The following is a 21443-nucleotide window of genomic DNA, read 5'->3' as shown; positions in this document are numbered from 1 at the left end:
TCACGGTCGGTAAAATGGGGTTAACCGCCCGCTCGGAAACCGGCTTGCTGTTTGCGCGGGCCTAGCCCATTATTTAATGAAATTGCACGACGCAAATCTCCGTACAAGATACTCAATTTTATGGAAATCCAGATTCCCGGCTACCGGATCGAAAAAATTGTCGGCAAAGGCGCCATGTCCACCGTCTACCTGGGCGTTCAGGAATCGCTCGAACGGCCCGTGGCGCTGAAGATTCTCAGTCCCAGGCTGTCCGACGATGCCACCTTCACCCAGCGCTTCATCAAGGAAGCCCGGATCATCGGCAAGCTCGGCCATCCCAATGTCGTCACCATCTTCGATGCGGGCAACCACGAAGAATTGTTCTACATCGCGATGGAATACCTGGAAGGCGCTACTTTAAAGGAGCGCATCAAGACGGGCCTGAGCCCCGAGCAAGCTGTGAATATCCTGCGGCAGATCGCGCAAGCGCTGGGCTGCGCGCACCAGCAAAACTGCATCCATCGCGATATCAAACCCGCCAACATCATGTTCCGCAACTCCGCAACGGCGGTGCTGTCCGATTTCGGCATCGCCAAGAATCTGGAAGATAAAACCCAGTTGACCGCCGTCGGCTGGCGGATCGGAACGCCTAATTACATGAGCCCCGAACAAGCGCTCGCCAAGCCGGTGGACGCGCGCAGCGACTTGTATAGCCTGGGGGTAGTGTTCTACGAAATGCTGACCGGAACCCGGCCCTATCAGGGCGCGGACGCCTTCGAAACCGCCATGCTGCACATCAAGGGTCCGACGCCGATCCTGGAAGCGCCGTTCAGCCGTTTTCAGCCGATCATCAATCAGTTACTGGCCAAAGATCCCGCCAACCGCTTTGCCAGCAGCGAGGAACTGATACGGGCCTTGGAGCAGTTGGATCGTCAGCCGGAGGCCGGCAAGCCGGAACCTTCGCCAACGCAACCGTTCCTTGCGCAGCTTGCCAGTCTGGCATCCTCCCGCTTGAAAGCCGCCTACTTCCGCTTGAAAACGGTGTACTCAAGCCTGAAAAAACGGATGTCGAACTAACAACAGGGCGCGCTTTAGCCTTCGCCTTCAATGCCGCGATCGCTCAGTAAGTCATGCAAGCGGCGTTGATGATGCCGGCCGCCAGCGACAGCCCGCCGAGAAACACCCCCGCCGCAACCTTGCCGGCGGGAATATCGCGCGCCAGTTCGGGAACCAGCAGCCGCGACGCCAGAAAAACCAGCAGTTGCACCACCAGGGCGATCACGCCCCAGACCACCATATCCAACAGGCCGACGCTATGGGCGATGGCGCTGGCCAGCGGCAATACGAAACCCAACATCGCACCGCTCAGGCTGGCCGCCGCCGCCGAATTGCCCTGGCGGATCAAGGCGATCTCTCGATAGGGCGTGATGATGATATAGGACAGTAAAAATAACGCGAACAGCACGCTGGCCGTTGCAAAATAGGACAGAAACGCCGGTAAACCAGCCAAGGATTGGGTCAGCATGAATCTCTTTCCTTCAGATTGAGCGGGCGTTCAGGAAGCATAGCCCAAAGCGCTTTCTCGCCGGCCACAAATCCATCCGAGCGCACAGGAGCCGTCGTAACGCAAGAATTTCAGGCGAATGATCCGACGGAACGCCAACCGGCGGTAACGGCCGTTTTTCAAAAATGCGGAGCTTTGGTCTCAAATCGACCCATCGAGCCAGAATCGCCGAGAGCGAATGGAAGTCTCTCAACAGGCTTTTCGCACTGTCCGTCGTTTCCGGGGCGTTGTTGCCGCCGTCGCTTCGCGCAGCCGCGCCGCGCTCACTTCGCCGATCCCCGCATTCCGCCCGGCGTCGGTCAAATCGAGCCGACGAAAGGCGATCAGCTTCCCGTCCTTGCTGAACGAATCATCTCGGATATCGACCAGACCGATACCGGCCAGGGCTTCTAGCAGTTCCTCGAAAACGCGGCGATCGCTCGCCCCAGCCGTCAGCTTCTCGTGCAACTGCCGCACGGTTTGGCCCTCGCGCCCGCGCAAGGCTTCGAGCACTTGCAACACCAGTTGCGTTTCAGAAGCTTTGAGCGGACGGGTGCGTCGCGCCACCGTCGTCCGCGGCGCGCAGACCTCGCAAATCCCACACGGTTGATCGTCGTCGCGATCGCCGAAATGCCGCACCAGCCGCACCATGCGACAGCCGCTCGCCCGGTCGGCGAAATCCAACATCTGCCGCAACTCCGCCAGCTTGTGCGCGCGCTGCCGTTGGTAGGGCTGCAACCAATTCGGGTCACCCCGGCTGACGTTGCCCTCCGCATCCCGGCGAACGCCACCGTGTACCCACAGTTTTTCCAGCGCCACCTCGAATTCGTCTGGATCGCACTCCAAACCATCGCGCAAGCGTATTTTCGGCAGCGGATCGGCGGCGAGCGCCTCGAAGATGGACGCCAGCCGCAGCGGATCGGGATAATCGCGCCGGTGAAACCATTCGTGGGTGCGCAGATCGGCGTAAGAGTAGAACAGCACGGCCCGAGCGGGTTGGCCGTCCCGCCCGGCCCGGCCGATTTCCTGATAATAGCCCTCGACGCTGCCCGGCAGCGCGGTATGAATGACGGTGCGGATGTCGGGCTTGTCGATGCCCATGCCGAAGGCGATGGTGGCGACGATCACCGGCAACTGGCCCGCGCCGAACAAGGCTTGCACCCGGTCGCGCTCCTGCGCGCCCATGCCGGCGTGATAGGCGGCGGTCGGGAACTCCTCTGCCAATTCCAGCGCCAGCGATTCGGTTGCCTTGCGGGTCGGCGCGTAGACGATGGCCGGTCGCCGACCGGGGTCAGCCAGCAGCCGCCGGACGGCGGCGTGTCGCTCCGTGACTTTCAATTCCACCGTTTCGACCGCCAGATTGGACCGGCGAAAACCGTGGATATAGCGGATTGCATCACTCATCCCGAGCTGGCGCACGATGTCATCCTGCACCAGCACGGTGGCGGTGGCGGTCAACGCGATCACCGGCGCGGGCCGCAGCAGCGGCAGATGCCGGCCCAGCATCCGATAGTCCGGTCGGAAATCGTGACCCCATTGGGAAATGCAGTGCGCCTCGTCCACCGCGATCAACACCGGCTTGCGCTTGGCCAACATCTCGGGAAAACCCAAAACGCTCAGCCGCTCCGGTGCGATGAACAGATAATCCAACCGGCCGCGCAGATACTCAATGCAGACTTGGCGCGAAACCGCCCGGTCGCGGCCAGAATGGATGCGCTCGGCGCGCAACCCCAGCTCGCACAGCTTGGCGACTTGATCTTCCATCAAGGCGATCAGCGGTGACACCACCAGAGTCGTACCGCCCCGCGCGAGGCCCGGCAACTGAAAACACAGCGACTTGCCAGCCCCGGTCGGCATCACCAGCAATACATCACGACCTTCGATGACCGTCTGACACACCTGTTCCTGATAAGGCCGAAAAGACGACAAGCGAAATGCCGTTCGCAGCCAGTCCTCCAGGCTGTTTCCCAACACCGGGACGCGGGCTGGAGCGACGCTCGCCGGCGGTGCGACCGGCGCCACCGGCGCCGCCGGATGGGCCGCCGCAAAGGCTTGAGTCACGGCTTCGCGCACGTATTCGCCAATAGCGGCCATAAACCCACTCAGCTCCGCCTCACCGCGCTGGATGCGCTTCAAGCGCGTTTCCCAGTCGCCGGTCATGAGCGGGCTTTTGATCGGCGGCTGGACCGTTTGAATCAAGCGGATGCCGCGTTCGGTCGGATGCAGCGCCTTGCCAGCGCGGCTCAAATACCGGCGCTTGAGCAGGGTTTCGATGATATCGGCGCGAGTGGCCGGCGTGCCGAGGCCGCTGGCCTTCATCGCCGCCGACAGCTCTTTATCTTCCAGCTGCCGGCCGGCGGTTTCCATCGCGGTCAGCAGCGCCGCTTCGGTCAGGCGCGGCGGCGGTCGGGTTTGTTTGGCGATAGCGCGCACGTCCCACACCCGTTGGCGTTGGCCTGCCGTCAACCCCGGCGGCAAGCTCTGGCTAGCCTCTTCTTCGGCTGGCGAGTCGCCGTCCGCTTCGGTCTTTCGCTTTACCCCAGCTTTTTTGCGGGCGGGATCGGCGCTTGGCTCCAGAATTTTCCAGCCGAGCTGCTCCACCGCTGTACCGCTGCTGTGATAGCGGTCGATGAAAGTTTCATCTGCTTGCAGCGTGGTGATGGCGGTGATTAAGGTGGTGACCGCCCAGACGTGTTCGTCGTGCCAGGCCATCAACAGGCGGCGACAAATCAGCTCGTAAACCTTTCGCTCGTCGGCGCTCAAAGCGGTCCGCGTCTGGAGCGGCGTGGGAATGATGGCGTGATGGTCCGTCACCTTGGTATCGTCCACGAACCGTAACCCCAACGTTCGCTGCCCGCTGCCCGGCGCCAGACGATCCCGATACGGCTCCCCGATTGCCGCCACCACCGCCCCCAGCGTCGCCGCCACCGAGGCGGACAAGTGGCGGCTGTCGGTGCGGGGGTAACTGATCAGTTTGTGTTGTTCGTACAGTTTCTGGGCGATATCGAGCGTGGTTTGGGCGCTGAACCCGTACAACCGGTTGGCGTGGCGCTGCAATTCGGTCAAGTCGTACAACAGCGGCGGCGGCGCGCGACGGGTTTCAGCCGTGCGGGATTCGAGGTTCGCCTGGCCCCGCCGGGCGCGGTCGACGATGCGCTCGGCCTCTGCACCGGCGGCGGGCAAGCGTTTGGCTTTGGCATCGGGCCGTTCGCCGCGAAACCAGACCCCCTGATAGCGCGCGCCGGCGCTGACTTCTTCCGGCGGCGCTGTCAGCTCGCTTTTCAACCCGGTTTCTTCTCCCACCGCGGCAAGAGGCGCGGCAAAAGCGCCAAAGATCGCCACCACTTCCCGGTAATCCTCCGGCACGAAGGCGCGGATGGCCAGTTCCCGTTCCACCACCATCGCCAGCGTCGGGGTCTGCACTCGACCCACTGACCAGGCATCGTCGTCAAAGGCGTTGCAGGCCAAGGTATAGGCGCGCGACAGATTCATCCCGACCAACCAATCAGCTTGGCTGCGCCCTCGGGCGGCGGCAGCCAACGGATCAAATTCCCGCCCGTCCCGCAAGCTCTGGAAACCCTGCCGGATGGCGTCCGGCGTCAGCGAGGAAATCCATAACCGGCTGAACGGCTTGCGGCAACCGGCCGCCTCATACAGATACCGGAAGATCAGTTCGCCCTCGCGGCCGGCATCGGTCGCGCAGACCACCCGCTCGATGGCGGCATCGTTGAGAATACGGCGAACCGCGTCAAACTGGTCGCGGGTGCTGTCGCTGACCACCAGCGGCCAGCGTTCGGGCAGCATCGGCAACAGCTCGCGCCGCCAGCGTTTCCAGTCGGGATTGATTTCATGGGGTTCGGCCAGCCGCACCAGATGGCCGACCGCCCAAGTCACGACATAGCCGTTACCATGAAGATAGCCTTTACCGCCCTGACCCGCGCCCAGCACCTTGGCGATATCGCGGGCGACAGCGGGCTTTTCGGCGACGACGGCGACGCTCATGAGGGAGAAAAAAAGGATTGTCGGCTAGGCTGGCAGGGCGCCCAGCCGCCGGGCGACGGCGATGAAGCCTTCATCATCCATCGGTGGGGAGAAATAATAGCCTTGGGCGTAACCGCACCCCAAAGTTTGCAATAACTCCAACTGCTGCTGGGTTTCGACGCCTTCCGCCACCACCTCGATCCCTAAAATGGCGCTCAACGCCAAAATCGCTTGCACCCAGCTTCGATCCTCGGCATCCACCACCATGTCGCGCACGAAGGAAAGATCGATCTTGACCCGATCGATCGAGAACCGTTTCAGACAGGAGAGCGAGGAATAGCCCGTCCCGAAATCATCGAAGTGCAATTGGATGCCCAGCGCTCGAATCTCATCGAGCCACTGGCGGGTTTGTGCGCCATCGGTCAGCAAAAGCCCTTCCGCCACCTCGAAGACCAGATTGCGCGGCGTCAAATGATAGCGCTCGAACAAGTCCCTCAGGACATCCACCGACAAACCGCGCAGAACTTGAGCGCTCGACAGGTTGACCGCGAGCGGTATATTCAAACCGAGCTGGTGCCAGCGTTCGAGAGTTTGACAAGCGCGATCCAGCACCCAAGCGCCGATTTCCCGCATCAGACCCTTTTCCTCAGCCAACGGGACAAACTCGTTCGGCGGCACCGGGCCGCGCTGGGGGTGATGCCAGCGCAACAGCGCCTCGGCGCCCGCCAATTGTCCGTTGGTCACTTGCACGATCGGTTGGAAATGCACCGCCAGCTCGCCCCGCTCCAAGGCGAAGCGCAAGTCGCTCTCCAGCCGCAGTTGCCGGGTGAGTTCGTCGCTCATGGCCGGCTCGTAGACCCGATAGGTATTGCGTCCGGCGAGCTTGGCCTGGTACATCGCCAAATCGGCATGGCGCACCAAATCCTCGGAATCTTCTCCGTGGGTCGGGCACAAGGCGATGCCGATACTGGCGCCGATCCGCACGCTGTCCCCGCCCAAGTCGAACGGTTCCGCCAAACGGGCGATAATTTTCTCCGCCACGACCCAGGCATCGTGCTCCTCGGCGATGTTGGGCAGCACCACCACGAACTCATCGCCGCCCTGGCGGGCCACGGTGTCGGTGTCCCGCACGCAAGCCTCCAGGCGCAGCGCGGCCTGGCAGAGCAAGCGGTCGCCCCAACTGTGGCCCATACTATCGTTGACCTGCTTGAAGCGGTCGAGATCGGCAAACATCAGCGCCACTTGACGGTTGTAGCGGCGCGCTTGCTTGAGGGCCTGTTCCAGTCGCTCGCGCAACAGGCTGCGGTTCGGCAACCCGGTCAGCGGATCGTAGTTGGCGCGGTAAAAAATCTCCTGCTCGGCCCGCTTGCGCGCGGTGATATCGTTGAAAAACGCCACGAATTCCATGATGCGTCCTTCCGGGGAACGGACCGCCGCGATGTTCTCCCAGACCGGATAGATTTCACCGTTCTTGCGTCGCTGCCACAGCTCGCCCGACCATCTTCCGGCCTCGCGCAGGCTCTGCCACAACGTCGCATAGAATCGATCGTCATGCTGGCCGGACTTTAAAATTTTCGGCGTCGAACCGATCACTTCTTGTGGGGCGTACCCCGTGATCGCGGTAAACGCTGGATTGACCGATTTGATCACGCCGTCGGCGCCGGTCACCATGATGGCGTCCGCCGCGGTCTGGAAGACGGTTTCGGACAAGCGCAGGTTTTCCTCGTATTTCTTACGCTCGGTGATGTCCAAAACGACGCTGATGACGCCCGATTTGCTGGTCGCCGGTAGGGTGAAAATCGCCTGATGGACCAAGACAGACCTCGGCGTGCTGTCCGCGCCCAGCATCTCCGTCTCGTAAACCCGTTGCTGCCAGGGCCGGAAACTGCGCTCGCCGTCGAGCGAATACGCCGGTTTGGGTATCCAGTAGCCGGGTTCGGGCGCGGCGGAGTCCGTCGCTCCGACCCCGCTCCGACCCGTCAGCGCATCGAAAGCGGGATTGCAGACCAAGCAATGCTCCCTGGCGTCCTCCACCAGGATCGGCACCGGAATCGTGTCGATCAGCACGCGCTGGAAATCGAGCCGCCACGTGAGTTCCCGCATGGCTGCGCTGGCGCGCAGGATATAACGAATGCGGTGAACCAACATGAAGGCATTGAGCGGCTTGGTGATGAAATCAGTGGCGCCAGCCCCGTAGGCGTGCCTGATGGACGCTTCATCGTCCAGGGCGGTAATCATCATGATCGGCACATGGGTCCCGGCCGGTAGCTGACGCAACCGGGCACAGGTGGCGAAACCGTCCAACCCCGGCATGAGCACATCGAGCAAGATCAGGTCGAACGGACTCCCGGCAAAGGTAAAAAGCGCGACTTCACCGCTGCTCGCCTGCTCGACGCTAAACCCTTCCTCGCTCAGTGTGTCATCGATGAGCGTGCGCATGAGCGGATCATCGTCAACGACCAGAATTCTGATCTGATTGTCCGGCAGGATATCCACTGAGTTCGCTCCGAACGCCGCCACTCGCGCCTGACCCCCGTCAATCGAACGCTCGGCCGCGATCATGCGAGCACTGACGCCGATACGCTATCGACCGAGGAAGCAGAGATTGGCATTAACGGTCCACCGGTAGCGCCGGGCCATCGGGAGTCTCGACCGGGTTTGAGCCATCACCGCCGGCGAATTCCGCCTTGAGGTTTGAACCGGTCGCCAGCGCCCATGTCTGCTCCAGATCGTGTCCGATCATTTCCACCACCGCACCGTCCAGCCGGCGCTGGCCAACGAAGCCACGCAACATTTCCAGCACTTCGGCCGCCGATAATGACGGTCGGTAGGGCCGGCGTTGGGCAAGCGCCTGAAATACGTCAGACACCGCGATGATGCGCATTTCCAGCGTCAAATCTTCGCCGGCGAGACGAAAAGGATACCCTTGACCATCCGGGGTTTCATGATGGCAGGCCGCCCACAGCGTGATGTCCTCCAAACCCTTGATACCGCTTAAAATTTTATAGGTTTCAAAACTGTGCCGCTCAATGAGCGACCGTTCTTCGCGGTTCAATTTGCCTGGTTTTTCGAGAATTTCGTTCGGCACGCGCAATTTTCCCAAATCATGCAATAAGCCAGCCACCTCCATTTTGTCCTGAACCTCCTTCGACAGCCCCGCTTTGTACGCCAGAAACCGCGCCAGTCGCGCCGTACCCAGCGAGTGCTGCATGGTCAGCGGACTTTTGGCATCCACGATCCGCACGAAAATCAGCGCCAATTGCCGCAGCTCCGCAAAGCGGATGGGTTTCACCCACGGTTTTTGATTCCGCTCGAACAGAAAGCGGTTTAAATGGCGCTCTTCCAAGCTGAGCCAGAACGCTTCGTTATCCGAGATATCCAAAAATGGCGTCACCAGCTCCTGAGAAAAAAACGAGCGGCTGAGCTGCCATATCGCGTCGCGCACCGCATGGCGCGCCAGCAATGGATCGCGCTCCTGATGGGCGGATGTGAGCACGTCCACGCGATCCACCAGATAAATCAGATTGGCGGAACGGCCGATCGGCTCGGGAATATCCATGGTCCGCAGCGCGTCCCAACGACCGTGGTGGTGGCGGACGATGGGAGCCAAATGCGCCAGCGGAGCAAACTGTCCCAACAGCGCCTCGCCTTTGAGGCAATGGCCTTCGTCGTGTTCCCAACCCAGCGGATGGCGCAAACGACCGTCGATGTCCGAAGAGGACATCCCGCAATCATGCAGCAGAGCGGCGTAATACAAATCCTCCGTTTCCGCTTCGTTCAGCCCCAGCACCCGGCCGCAGTGCCACGCCATGATCGCGACCCGCTTGCCGTGAAATCCCCGATCGACGCCGGCGAAATCCAGCACATCCGACAGTGCATGAATGGTCTGCCCAAGATCGATCGTAACGTCCACTCAACGCTCTCCAGCGCGCCCGCACGCCGTCTGCTGAATCGAGCAATCGCTATCACATTCTTGCTTCACGAACACTGCCTCAACCTCTTTTGTAGAATCATATCCTTATAAGGCGACCAATAAAATACATAATTCATGCTTATGTCATTATTTCGATCCATTCAAGGATGATTTGAAGCGAAAATGGTCGCCAACCCAATTCAAAAATAGCCGATTGACGGTCGATCTTATCGACTGTGGCCGTTCGGGCCTTCAGGCGCGTTCGATCAGCGCCGAAACGCTGTACCACCCGCACTTAATGCATCAGCAGTGCCATGCCGATTTCATAGAGGCCAAACAGCACGACCAGGATTCCAGCCGCTTGGCGAACCCACGGCCGACGCACGAAAGCAGCCAGCCCCGCGGCGGCGGCTCCCATTGCCAGCAACGCCGGCAGCGTGCCCAGTCCGAAGCAGAGCATCAGCAGAGCGCCCTTGCCGGCACCGCCCGCGCCAAGCGCCCAGACCAGCGCGCTGTACACCAGCCCGCACGGCAGCCAACCCCAGACCAGCCCGATTCCCAGCGCCTGGATCGGCGTACGCACCGGCAGCAACCGTCGGCCCAGCGGCTCGATCCGCCGCCATAACACACCGCCCGCCCGCTCCAGTCGGCCGAGCGCCGTCCACCAGCCCGCCAGATAAAGCCCCAACAGGATCATGAACAGGCCAGCGACGGCTTGCAGCGCCAGTTGCGCATGATGCACCACCACCAAATTCGCCACCCACGCCCCCGCGCCGCCCGCCAACGCCCCGGCGGTGACGTAGCTCGCGATACGGCCGCCGTTATAGGCCAACAGACACGGCAACCGCGCCAGCAGCGGATGCTCGCGCGCCGGCGGCAACCCCAGCGTCAGCGCGCCGACGATGCCGCCACACATCCCGAAGCAGTGGACCCCGCCGGTCAGACCGACCAGAAAGGCGGCGGGATAAAACGGCTCGATCATCGCCGCTCCCTCTAACGCAACACCACGGTTTTACTGCCGTTCAGAAACACCCGCCGCTCCAGATGATAGTGGATGGCCCGCGCCAGCACGATGTTCTCGATATCGCGCCCGACCGCCGCCAGTTGCGCCGGCGTCTGGGCGTGATCGACCCGCTCCACCTCCTGCTCGATGATCGGTCCTTCGTCCAGATTCGCCGTCACGAAATGGGCGGTGGCGCCGATCAGCTTCACCCCGCGCCGGTAAGCCTGATGGTAGGGTTTAGCGCCCTTGAACCCCGGCAGGAAAGAATGGTGGATATTGATGGCCCGACCCGCCAGCGCCTGACAGAGTTCCGGTGAGAGAATCTGCATGTAGCGGGCGAGCACCACCAGTTCCGTGCCGGTGTCCTCGATCAGCTCCAGAATCCGCCGTTCTTGCTGGCGCTTGGTCTCCGCTGTCAGCGGCAGATAATGGAACGGAATCGCGTGCCATTCCGCCAGATGGGCCAGCTCGCGGTGGTTGGAAACGATGGCGGTAAGCTCCATCGACAGCGCGCCGGTTCGATGCCGATAGAGCAGATCGTTCAAACAATGCTCTGCCTTGGACACCAGAACCAGCACCCGCGGCAGCAAGCGCGGATCATACAGACGCCACACCATTTCAAATTGGCGGGCCAACGGTTCGAGATGCCCCAGCAAAACGGGTTCGGTGTCCGGGTTTAACTCAAACACCAACCGCATGAAAAAGCGGCCCGATTCGGTATCGCTGAATTGGTCGGATTCGACGATATTGCCGTGATGGGCCGCCAGCAGATTGGAGACGGCGGCCACGATGCCGACCCGATCCGGGCAGTCGATGGTCAGAATATAGCGAAGGGTCTGCATGTTGCGCTTCCAGCGACCGCCTCAACGTTCCCGCAAGCGCGGCAGCAGTTCGACGAAATTGCACGGCCGGGTCCGCGCGTCCAGCTGCGGTTGCAGGATGCGGTCCCAACCGGTGCGACAAGCGCCGGTGGAGCCGGGCAGACAAAAAATGAAGGTCGTGTTCGCCAAGCCGGCCAAGGTCCGCGATTGCAGGGTCGAAGGGCCGATCTCCTCCCAGGACAGCATTCGGAACAGCTCGCCGAAGCCGGTGATTTCCTTGTCCAGCAACGGCCGGACGGCTTCCGGCGTGCTGTCGCGGCCGGTCATGCCGGTTCCGCCGGTCACCAGCACCACCGCCACTTCGGGATCGGCGATCCAGCCCGACAGCACCGCCCGGATGCGGTAAATATCGTCGGGAACGAGGGCCCGATCCGCCAGCCGGTGACCGGCCGCCGTCAGCCGTTCCACCAGGGTGCGCCCGGAAGCGTCATCCGCCTCGGTCCGGGTATCGGAAACCGTCAGCACCGCGATGGCCAGCGGTAAAAACGCAGTTTCGTTCATCAGCGTATCCGCCAAAAATCTTGCACTCAACCGAAAGAAAATGAGGCGGATCAACTTGAAATCCACCGCCTCGCCCCTATTACGACACCATCGATCCGATCCGACGGATCACCCCCGATCAAGCGAGGTTTTTACCATGAACCCAACCCGTTACGAGCCCTGGAACCACATTCATTGAGGTCGAAGGCTAGCTCCTTCCATTACCAACCCCTCTCCGGCTGGGAGAGGGGGGATTTTTTTCGATGAAATATCGCGACTACTATCAAATTCTAGGTGTCGACCGTACAGCGTCTTCGGAAGATATCAAAAAAGCCTACCGCCGGCTGGCCCGCAAATACCATCCGGATGTCAGCAAGGAGGCCGCCGCCGAAGAACGGTTCAAGGAACTTTCCGAAGCCTACGAGGTGCTGCGCGATGCCGACAAGCGCGCCACTTACGACCGGCTGGGCAGCAACTGGCAAGCCGGGCAGGATTTTCGGCCGCCGCCCGGCTGGAAAGGCGGCCAAGGCCCTCATGCCGGCGGGTTCGGCGGGCGCGAATTCAGCGATTTCTTTGAATCCCTGTTCGGTAATCTGGGCGGCATGGGCGGTGGTTTCGCCGCCGGCGGTCGGGGCTTTCAAGCACCCGGCCGGGATCAGACCCTGGCGCTGGAAATCAGCCTCGAAGAAGCTTATCACGGCGGCAACCGCTCCCTTCAGGTGCAAGCGCCGGAGCGGAACGCCGGCGGCCCAAGCGCGCCGCGCACCCGCACCTTGAACGTGAAGATTCCAGCCGGCGTGAGCAACGGCCAAAAGATCCGGCTGGCCGGCCAGGGCGGCGCGGGCAGCGGCGGCGCCGGAAACGGCGATCTGTATTTGCAGCTGAGCATCGGAGCGCATCCGCTTTATAAGGTTCAGGGGCGCGACATCACCCTGGAACTGCCGCTGACGCCGTGGGAAGCCGCGCTGGGCGGCAAGGTCGAAGTGCCGACGCTGGGCGGATCGGTCACGCTCAACATTCCGGCCAATGCCCGTAACGGCCAGACCTTGCGGCTGCGCGGGCGCGGCCTGCCCGGTCAGCCGCCCGGCGACCAACTGGCCGTGCTGCGGATCGTCAATCCGCCGGCCGACAGCGCCAGCGCGCGCGAACTGTTTCAGCGCATGGCGCGGGAATTGCCGTTCGACCCCCGCGCGCATTGGCGTCAATGATGGTGCGCGGCGGTCCTCGCTCCAAGCCGCCAGCGCGGCTAAACTTAAGGTAACTTTTTAAAAGTTGAGGGTTTTACACTGATGAACGTCCATCGACCCATCGCGGCAACCGCCCTGTTGGCGCTGAGCCTGGCCATCGTCGCGCCGACGCCCGCTCAGCCCGCTCTACCGGCCGTCGTGGACGGTCAGGCACTGCCGACCCTGGCGCCGATGCTGGAACGAGCCACGCCGGCGGTGGTCAACATCGCGACCGAAAGCCGGGTCACTCGCAATCCGCTGTTGGATGATCCTTTCTTTCGCCGCTTCTTCGATTTTCCCGCGCAACCGCGCGAACGCAGGGCGCAAAGCGTCGGTTCCGGGGTGGTGGTGGACGCGCGCCAAGGTTACATCATCACCAACCATCACGTCGTCAGTGGCGCTGAAACGATTACTGTGACCTTGCGCGACGGCCGCAAGCTCAAAGCCAAGGTCATCGGCTCCGATTCGGAAAGCGATGTGGCGGTGATTCAGATTCCCACCGACAACCTGACCGCGTTGAAACTGGCCGATTCCGATGCCCTGCGCGTCGGTGATTTCGTGGTTGCCATCGGTAACCCGTTCGGGCTCGGGCAAACCGTCACCTCCGGCATCGTCAGCGCCTTGGGGCGCACCGGGCTGGGGATTCAGGGGTACGAGGATTTCATCCAGACCGACGCCTCCATCAACCCCGGCAATTCCGGCGGCGCGCTGGTCAATCTGCGCGGTGAGTTGGTCGGCATCAACACCGCCATTCTCGCGCCCGGCGGCGGCAATGTCGGCATCGGTTTCGCCATTCCGTCCAACATGGTTTCGCGGCTGATGAACCAGATTATCGCCCACGGCTCGGTGCGGCGCGGCCAGTTGGGCGTGGCGGTGCAAGACCTGACCCCCGATCTGGCTCGGGCGTTCAACATTCCTTCCAATCAGGGTGCCGTCATCGCCCAGGTCAACCCTCGTTCCGCCGCTGCCCACGCCGGCTTGAAGGAAGGCGACGTGGTGTTGAACATCAACGGCCGCCCGATCCGCGACGGCGGCGCGTTGCGCAATTCCATCGGTCTGTTGGAAGTCGGCGAACCGGTGCGGCTGGACATTCTCCGCGATGGCAAACCGCAGACCATCGACGCCAAATTAGGGGAATATGTCACCCTTAAAATCAGCGGTGAGGCCATCAATTCGCGGCTGTCGGGCGCGACCTTCGAAGATATCGGGCCGAACTCGCCGCTGGCCGCGCGGGTGCGGGGCGTGCTGGTCGCGAGCGTTGAATCAGGCAGTCCGGCCGCGCGGACGGGTTTGCGCAAAAACGATGTCATCCTGGCCGTCAACCGCCAAGCCATCACCAACACCGCCGAACTCAAGCAACAGGCGGCCGATGGCGGCGAAGTGCTGCTCAACCTATTGCGCGGCCGGGAGGAATTGCTGCTGGTGTTGCGCTAACCTTCAAGGATGGGTTGTTGACTCGTCCGATGGGGGACGCCGATGAGCGAAGCACTTGAGCCTGTCAGGGCGGCCGCCCCGATCGACATCTGGTTCGATTTCGGTAGCAATTATAGCCACATCAGCGTCATGCGCATCGAGCGGGACGCCGCCGGGCGCGGCGTCCCGGTCGTCTGGAAACCGTTTTTGCTCGGTCCCATCTTCAAGGCGCTCGGCTGGGAAACCTCGCCGTTCATCCTGTACAAACCGCTGGGCGACTACATGTGGCAGGACATGGGCCGTCAGTGCGCGAAGTACGGCGTGCCGTGGCGACAGCCGACCGTCTTTCCCCGGCTATCGGTACTGCCACTGCGGATGGCCTTGATCGGGGCCGATCAGCCCTGGATCGGCGAATACTGTCGGCGGATCATGCACCGGAATTTCGTCGAGGATCGGGACATCCACACGCCCGAAGCGGTCGGCGATGTCCTGGCCGGTCTCGGCCTTCCAGCGAGCGAGCTTATCGCTCAAGCGCAATCCGAACCCAACAAGCTCAAACTGCGGGAAGCCACCGCGACCGCGCAAGCCCTCGGCATCTTTGGCGCGCCGACCTTTCTCGTGCGCGGTGAGCTGTTCTGGGGCAACGACCGCTTGGACGATGCCTTGAATTTCGCCGCTCAAAGATCTGCCCCGTGAAATCCTGAGCGGCGGCTTCTCGGATGCGGCGTTTGCCGTTCTCCGCTTGCGGTTGCGCTGGCCTCTGTTTCTGGCCGGATTCGGCTCCCCTCACGCTATGCGTTTGCAAGCCCCGAGCGAATCGCTACAATATTTTTTAGGAACGTTGAGGCGATTTTAAGGGATAATGAAACCTTTATTAGACATATACCGCCTTTCAGAGAACAATCGTTCTTTGAATTGTTAACGGTTCATCGCTATCTCGGCTCTTTAATTTAATAGGATGCGCCGAATGCATAGAGAGGAATTTTGAATGCTCGAACGCGATCGAAACAACCGTGATTCTCTCAAGCAGTGGATGAACAAGCTATTACCGATCGGAACTCAAGTCATCGATCAGATCGGAATGGATTATTTTGTCACCGGCTGGTACGCCGCCAACAATCAAGTCCATGTCAAACTGACTCATGCCGCGGGAATGGACGAAGTGGCGCGCGATGTCCCGTTCGACGAGGTGATTTGCTGGGCAAGATTTCTGCCCGAGCGGCAGGGTGAGCCCCACTTCATGCCGAGCAGCCTCAATGATTCGTCACAATCGGAGCTTGCGGCTTAATCGAAACCCTTCTGGCCCTTGAAAACGTGCGGTTGCGCCGCCAAGACCCGAAACCGCACGCTGAAACCCTTGCGGCCCAACAGCCATCGGGCCGGTTCGACGCCCGATGGTGAAAGTTTCGCCCCGTCCGGACGATCCATCGCAACTTCAGGATAATCCCCAACACAGACTTTTCACCCCCGCCAGCACTCGCCAGCCTCTCGTCAACAAGCGCCAAGACTGTCCGGTTTCAATGCTTGGGAGCGAGCTTCACCAGCTTATGTAAGGTAGGAACAGTCTCATGGCAAAGCGGAAACCAAGCGTGGATGGCGATGCAGCTCAGCGGACTTTCGAACCGCCGACCACCGCTGAGCTGGCCGAAATCGTCCAGCTTTCCGACGATGCCATCATCGTCACCGATGAAGCGCTGCGTATTGTCTTTTTCAATGACGGCGCCCAGGAAACGTTCGGCTACGACCGAGCTGAAATGCTCGGCCAACCGTTGCCCGCCTTGTTACCCGACCGCTACCACGACCGGTTTCACCAGCTGGCCGCAACGGCGCTGCGCGTTCCGAAAAGCGTTCAGCGGGCCCGTGGGCTCATGGGTGGCGTGCGTCGCGACGGGCGTGAATTTCCGGCCGAGATTTCAATTTTTAAGCCGATGCGCGCACAAGCGCGGCGCTTGACCGTCATCCTGCGGGATTTCAGCGAGCACAAGCAGGCGGAAACCGAACTCATCGCACAACGAGATTTGCTCGAAATCATCCTGCAACAAGCGGCCGATGCGATCGTGGTCTGCGACGCCCAGGACAACCCGATCCTGATCAACGCCGCCGCTCGCCGGCTGGCGCTGGGCGACGGTCGGGACACTGGTGAATCCAGCCCAAAGTATCTGTGGGGAAAAGCGTATTATCCGGATGGCCACCCCATACCCCTTCAGGCGTGGCCCTTGCAGCAAGCCTTGCGCGGCAATACCACCGCGGGCGCGGAAGCGCGCGTGGTGCGACCTGACGGCATCTATCACGATGTATTGATCAGCGCGGCGCCGATCCGCAACGCTCTCCAAAAGACCATGGGCGCCGTCGCCATTTTCTCGGACATCACCGAACGCAAGCGGGTGGAGGAAAAGCTGCTTTACCAGCTCCAGCTGACGCAAGGGATTACCGACAGCGCCACCGAATCGATTTTTGTCACGAACGCCAAGGGTGAAGTGACGTTCCTCAATCCCGAAGCCCGCAAAGTATTCGATTTTACGCCCGAGGAGATCATCGGCACCTCGCTGCACGACGCCATCCACCACCATTACCCGGACGGCCGGCCGATACCTCTCGAAGAATGTCGCTTGGGGCGCACTTACATCACTGGCGAACGCATCCGCGATCATGAGGATACCTTCCAGCGCAAGGACGGCGCGATCCTGACCATGTCCTGCTCCAGCGCTCTGCTGGAAAACAAGGGCAAACGCCTGGGCGCGGTGTTTTTCATGCGCGACGTCACGGCGCGCCGACGCAACGAAAAAGCGCTTCGAGAAAGCGCGGCGCGGCTGCGCGCCATCATCAACGCCGTGCCCGACTTGTTGCTGGTGCTGGACCAGGACGGCCGCTACTTGGAAATTCTTTCCCAGCCCCAGTTGCTCTACACCGATCCCACCACGCTCAAAGGCCGGCTGATCAGTGAAATATTGCCGCGGGAAGACGCTGGCCGGGCTTTGGAAGTGATCCAACAAACCCTGGCGACCCGCCAAGCGCAAAGTTTCGAGTACGAGTTAGAGACTCGCAAGCTGGGCAAACGCAACTTCGAAGTACGGACCGCTCCTCTGGACGGCCTGCTGCTCGGCAGGCCGGCGGTGGTGCTGCTGGCGCGCGACATCACCCAGCATCGGCTGACCGAATCGAGCCTGCGCCACGCTCAGAAGATGGAGGCCGTGGGTCAGCTCACCGGCGGCGTCGCTCACGATTTCAACAATCTGCTGGCGGTGATCCTCGGCAACCTCGAACTGTTGGCGGAAGCGCTCGCCGATCCAGCATTACTGGACTTAGTGCGGCGAGCGCTGGGCGCGGTGGAACGCGGCACCACGCTCATTCAGCGGCTGTTGACTTTCTCGCGCCAGCAACCGCTGCGGCCGATACCCATCAACTTGAATACCCTGGTGACGGGAATCAGCGAGCTGGTGCGCCGCAGCTTGGGCGAGATGATCGAAGTAAAGACGCAGTTAGCCCCCAAGCTGTTTTCGACGCTCATCGATCCCAGCGAGTTCGAATCCGCTTTACTGAATCTGGTGGTCAACGCGCGAGACGCCATGCCCGGCGGCGGGCAGTTGATCCTGGAAACCGCCAACCGCTGGGTGAGCGAAGAAGCGGCGCGCCAGTACCTTTTTCATGTGGAGTCCGGTCAATATGTCATGCTGGCGGTGAGCGACACCGGCACCGGCATGTCGCCGGAGGTGCTGGAACACGTCTTCGAACCGTTCTTCACCACCAAGGAAGTCGGCCAAGGCAGCGGTTTGGGGTTGAGCATGGTTTACGGTTTGGTGAAGCAATCAGGCGGTCATATCCATATTTACAGCGAGAGAGATCAAGGGACCTCGATCCGAATCTTTCTGCCGGCGGCGCTGGCGCAAAGCGGCACCACGCCTGAAGAACGCCTCGGTGACACACCGCTGTATGCCGGTCAAGGCCAAACGATTCTGGTGGTGGAAGACGAAGCTCAGGTGCGGCGTCTGGCGGTCCACATGCTCCAGAATCTGGGTTATGAAACCTTCGAAGCGGATACCGCGGCCGCCGCGCTGGCGATTTTGAAAGTCATCCCGAGAATTGCGGTACTGTTCACCGATGTGGTGCTGCCCGGTGGTCAAAGCGGGGTCGATCTGGCGTGGAAGGCGCTCCAGCAGCGTCCCGATCTCATCATCCTATTTACTTCCGGCTATACCGAAACGCACCTGGCCTATTTCAGCAGCCGTCCCGAGGGCAGCGAGTTCCTGAGCAAACCTTACCGAAAAGCTGAACTGGCCGACAAACTACACACCTTGTTAGCCAAACCGCCAGCGCGCCCGGCAACGGAATGACCGAACCTAGCGACGCATCGCTGCTACAAAAATATCCCGCGCCTGCTTTCTTTGCGATAAGCCATCGACGCTACTTTCTAGAAAACCCGCTCATACCCGCAGCCCCCGCCAAGCCACCAGCCAGCCTAAAACGCCCAGGAGCGCCGCGAGATCGAACATCGCCGCCGGTCCCAGCCCCACCCATAGATAACCGGCGGCAAGGCTGCCCGCCGCGTTGCCGACCCCAAAGCCCAAACTGCTGTACAAGGCTTGACCACGTCCCTGCAACGACCCCGGAAAAAATTGATGGATCAAATGGATGGACACGGCGTGAAACACTCCGAAACTGAAGGCGTGCAAGCTCTGGGCGAACAGCAAAACCGGCAGGTCGCGGGCGAAATGGCCGATCAACAGCCAGCGCAACGCCGCCAGCGCCAACGCCGCCAGCATCAGCCGGCGCGGTCCGAAACGGGACAGCAGGCGGGGCAGGATCACGAACATGCCGACTTCCACCGTTACGCCCAAACCCCACATCAGACCGATGAACTCCCGCGAGTACCCCAGCGTTTCCAGATAAAGGGAATAGAAACCGTAATATGCCCCATGAGCGGCCTGGTTGAGAAAACAGACGGCGAAAAACGCAATCACCACCGGCCGCCGTAACACCCGGCCAAGCGGCGGTGCTTGCCGCGCACCTGGCGGCGTCGGTCGCTCCGGCACCAGCAGGCTGCTCAGCCACAGGAGCGCGAACAAGCCTAACAGCATTGCCGGAACCAGGCCGACGCTCCAAGCCTGCGTCGCGAAGCCCAAACCGACCGCCGCGCCGACGAAGCCCACCGAGCCCCACAAGCGGACCCGGCTATACCGGTGTGCGTGCTCCCCCAGATGATCGAGCGTCACCGCCTCAAACTGAGGAAGCGCCGCGTTCCAGAAAAAACTGAACAGCACGGTCACCAACGCCAGCCCGAGATAAGAATCGTTCGCCGGGTAAACGCCGGCAAACGCCAGCGCCGCCGCCAGACAGGCCCAGCGAATCACCCTCATCCGCCGGCCGGTGCGGTCGGCCAGCCAGCCCCACAGCGCTGGCGCCACCAGCTTGGTCGCCTGCGGTATCGCCATCAATTCGCCGATCCGCGCCGGGCCGAAGCCTAACCACGCCAGATACGGGCCCCAATACGGCAGCAACACGCCTAAACTGGCGAAATAGACCAGATAAAAACCGGACAGGCGCAGATACAGATGAACGGGCAACACGATGGGCGCGCGTGAAAATGTCCCTCTGGCGGAGCAAGAGGGTCGAGTGAGAGATGCGTTAGCCGGTCGGTTCGTCTTTGGCGATAGCGCCCGGAATGACCGGCATTTCCGGGCGCACATCGAAATTCTGGGCGCGATGGCGCAAGGCATGATCCATCAACACCAAGGCCAGCATGGCCTCGGCGATGGGCGTGGCGCGGATGCCGACACAGGGATCGTGCCGGCCCTCGGTCACCACCGTCACCGGTTCGCCTTGCAGGTTGACGGTCCGTCCCGGCAGCCGGAGGCTGGAGGTCGGTTTCAGAGCGATGCTGGCCACGATGTCCTGTCCGCTGGAAATACCGCCCAGCACCCCGCCGGCGTGGTTGCTCAAAAATCCCGCCGGGGCCATTTCGTCGCGGTGTTCGGTGCCGCGTTGTTCCACGCTGGCGAAACCGGCTCCGATCTCCACGCCCTTGACCGCGTTGATGCCCATCAGGGCATGGGCGATGTCCGCGTCCAGTCGGTCGAACACCGGCTCGCCCCAGCCGACCGGCACCCCAGTAGCCACCACCGTCACCCGCGCGCCGATGGAATCCCCGGACTTGCGCAGTGCGTCCATGAATTGCTCCAATTCCGCCACTTTATCCGGGTCCGGACAAAAGAACGGATTGTTGCCCACGACTTCCCAGATCACTTTGGCGGGTCGGATCGGGCCAAGTTGGGCCAAGTAGCCGCGGACCAGCACCCCGTAACGCTCGCGCAGGTACTTTTTGGCGATGGCCCCCGCCGCCACCCGCAGCGCGGTTTCCCGCGCCGAGGACCGGCCCCCGCCGCGATAATCCCGCAACCCGTACTTCTGATGATAGGTGTAATCGGCATGGCCGGGCCGGAACCGATCCATGATCTCGCGATAATCTTTCGAACGCTGGTCCACGTTCTCGATCAGTAACCCGATCGGCGTGCCGGTGGTCCTACCCTCGAACACCCCCGACAGGATGCGCACCTGATCCGGCTCGCGCCGCTGGGTGGTATGGCGGCTCTTTCCGGGTCGACGGCGGTCTAAATCGATTTGCAGGTCCGTTTCGGCCAAGGCCAAACCGGGCGGACAGCCATCCACGACCGCGCCGAGCGCCGGGCCGTGGCTCTCTCCAAAAGTAGTGACGGTGAACAACTTGCCAAACGTGTTGCCAGACATCAGGAAACGATCCTTAACCCGCTTGATGGCCACCCTCCAGCGGAGCGGCGGCACGAGATTTGCTAACTTCCAGCTTGAAGATTATTTCACCAAATGGCATTTTTTACCGAAAATTGGGCAATTTCTTCCCGTTCAGCCCTATCATACCGCGTCAACCCAACGCTACGGACACTCGCTCGCACGTTCATTAAAGAACGGGTGAAAAACGGCTTGTTGCAACGGCGAAACCCTATGGCTGCATATCGACCGCTGGAACGCGGCACCGGCCAGGAAAGGATTTGAA

The 21443-nt window shown here is 61.6% G+C and carries 16 protein-coding genes; 6 read left to right on the top strand and 10 right to left on the bottom strand.

Annotated elements, in window-relative coordinates:
• Positions 1 to 120 precede the first annotated feature (120 nt).
• Positions 121 to 1056 carry a serine/threonine protein kinase gene (locus tag IPK09_03010; GenBank protein ID MBK7982585.1) on the top strand — a complete coding sequence of 312 codons (936 nt, stop codon included), beginning with the start codon at positions 121 to 123 and terminating at the stop codon, positions 1054 to 1056.
• A 43-nt stretch (positions 1057 to 1099) separates the two neighbouring features.
• Here IPK09_03010 and IPK09_03005 read toward each other — a convergent pair whose 3' ends face one another.
• From IPK09_03005 to moaB, 7 genes are all read right to left on the bottom strand, one after another.
• Positions 1100 to 1504 carry a DUF350 domain-containing protein gene (locus tag IPK09_03005; GenBank protein ID MBK7982584.1) on the bottom strand — a complete coding sequence of 135 codons (405 nt, stop codon included), beginning with the start codon at positions 1502 to 1504 and terminating at the stop codon, positions 1100 to 1102.
• Between the two features lie 228 nt (positions 1505 to 1732).
• Positions 1733 to 5524 (bottom strand): DNA topoisomerase 3, encoded by a 3792-nt coding sequence (locus IPK09_03000; GenBank protein MBK7982583.1) that lies wholly within the window; start codon positions 5522 to 5524, stop codon positions 1733 to 1735.
• 24 nt (positions 5525 to 5548) lie between these two features.
• Positions 5549 to 8065, bottom strand: a complete 2517-nt coding sequence (locus tag IPK09_02995; GenBank protein MBK7982582.1) for an EAL domain-containing protein — start codon at positions 8063 to 8065, stop codon at positions 5549 to 5551.
• A 49-nt stretch (positions 8066 to 8114) separates the two neighbouring features.
• The gene (locus tag IPK09_02990; protein ID MBK7982581.1) at positions 8115 to 9416 is read right to left on the bottom strand and encodes an HD domain-containing protein; all 1302 of its coding nucleotides are present in this window, start codon (positions 9414 to 9416) and stop codon (positions 8115 to 8117) included.
• A 295-nt stretch (positions 9417 to 9711) separates the two neighbouring features.
• The gene (locus IPK09_02985; GenBank protein ID MBK7982580.1) at positions 9712 to 10398 is read right to left on the bottom strand and encodes a sulfite exporter TauE/SafE family protein; all 687 of its coding nucleotides are present in this window, start codon (positions 10396 to 10398) and stop codon (positions 9712 to 9714) included.
• 11 nt (positions 10399 to 10409) lie between these two features.
• Positions 10410 to 11261, bottom strand: a complete 852-nt coding sequence (gene purU / locus IPK09_02980) for a formyltetrahydrofolate deformylase (GenBank protein ID MBK7982579.1) — start codon at positions 11259 to 11261, stop codon at positions 10410 to 10412.
• A 21-nt stretch (positions 11262 to 11282) separates the two neighbouring features.
• Positions 11283 to 11801, bottom strand: a complete 519-nt coding sequence (gene moaB / locus IPK09_02975) for a molybdenum cofactor biosynthesis protein B (GenBank protein MBK7982578.1) — start codon at positions 11799 to 11801, stop codon at positions 11283 to 11285.
• A 242-nt stretch (positions 11802 to 12043) separates the two neighbouring features.
• On the opposite strand from moaB, the gene IPK09_02970 reads away from it, so the two are divergent.
• From IPK09_02970 to IPK09_02955, 4 genes are all read left to right on the top strand, one after another.
• The gene (locus tag IPK09_02970; protein MBK7982577.1) at positions 12044 to 12988 is read left to right on the top strand and encodes a DnaJ domain-containing protein; all 945 of its coding nucleotides are present in this window, start codon (positions 12044 to 12046) and stop codon (positions 12986 to 12988) included.
• 81 nt (positions 12989 to 13069) lie between these two features.
• Positions 13070 to 14440, top strand: coding sequence for a DegQ family serine endoprotease (locus IPK09_02965; protein ID MBK7982576.1), 1371 nt, complete (start codon positions 13070 to 13072; stop codon positions 14438 to 14440).
• 42 nt (positions 14441 to 14482) lie between these two features.
• Positions 14483 to 15115 carry a 2-hydroxychromene-2-carboxylate isomerase gene (locus IPK09_02960; protein ID MBK7982575.1) on the top strand — a complete coding sequence of 211 codons (633 nt, stop codon included), beginning with the start codon at positions 14483 to 14485 and terminating at the stop codon, positions 15113 to 15115.
• Between the two features lie 292 nt (positions 15116 to 15407).
• The gene (locus IPK09_02955; GenBank protein ID MBK7982574.1) at positions 15408 to 15707 is read left to right on the top strand and encodes a hypothetical protein; all 300 of its coding nucleotides are present in this window, start codon (positions 15408 to 15410) and stop codon (positions 15705 to 15707) included.
• On the opposite strand, the gene IPK09_02950 is transcribed toward IPK09_02955, so the two are convergent.
• Positions 15704 to 15847 (bottom strand): hypothetical protein, encoded by a 144-nt coding sequence (locus tag IPK09_02950; GenBank protein MBK7982573.1) that lies wholly within the window; start codon positions 15845 to 15847, stop codon positions 15704 to 15706. The two genes, IPK09_02955 and IPK09_02950, sit on opposite strands and share 4 nt — an antisense overlap.
• 140 nt (positions 15848 to 15987) lie before the next feature.
• Between IPK09_02950 and IPK09_02945 the strand changes: the two genes are divergently transcribed.
• Positions 15988 to 18750, top strand: a complete 2763-nt coding sequence (locus tag IPK09_02945; protein ID MBK7982572.1) for a PAS domain S-box protein — start codon at positions 15988 to 15990, stop codon at positions 18748 to 18750.
• 90 nt (positions 18751 to 18840) lie between these two features.
• Here IPK09_02945 and IPK09_02940 read toward each other — a convergent pair whose 3' ends face one another.
• Together IPK09_02940 and aroC are read right to left on the bottom strand one after the other, a co-directional pair.
• Positions 18841 to 20103 (bottom strand): MFS transporter, encoded by a 1263-nt coding sequence (locus tag IPK09_02940; GenBank protein MBK7982571.1) that lies wholly within the window; start codon positions 20101 to 20103, stop codon positions 18841 to 18843.
• Entirely contained in the window at positions 20042 to 21160 is a 1119-nt protein-coding gene (aroC, locus tag IPK09_02935) for a chorismate synthase (protein ID MBK7982570.1), read from the bottom strand. Before aroC ends, IPK09_02940 begins: the two co-directional genes overlap by 62 nt.
• Positions 21161 to 21443: the final 283 nt, after the last annotated feature.

The organism is Candidatus Competibacteraceae bacterium, assembly GCA_016713505.1.
Lineage (GTDB): Bacteria > Pseudomonadota > Gammaproteobacteria > Competibacterales > Competibacteraceae > Competibacter_A.
The sequence above is the reverse complement of the archived record's forward strand: the minus strand, read 5'-3'. Positions and strand labels throughout refer to the sequence as shown.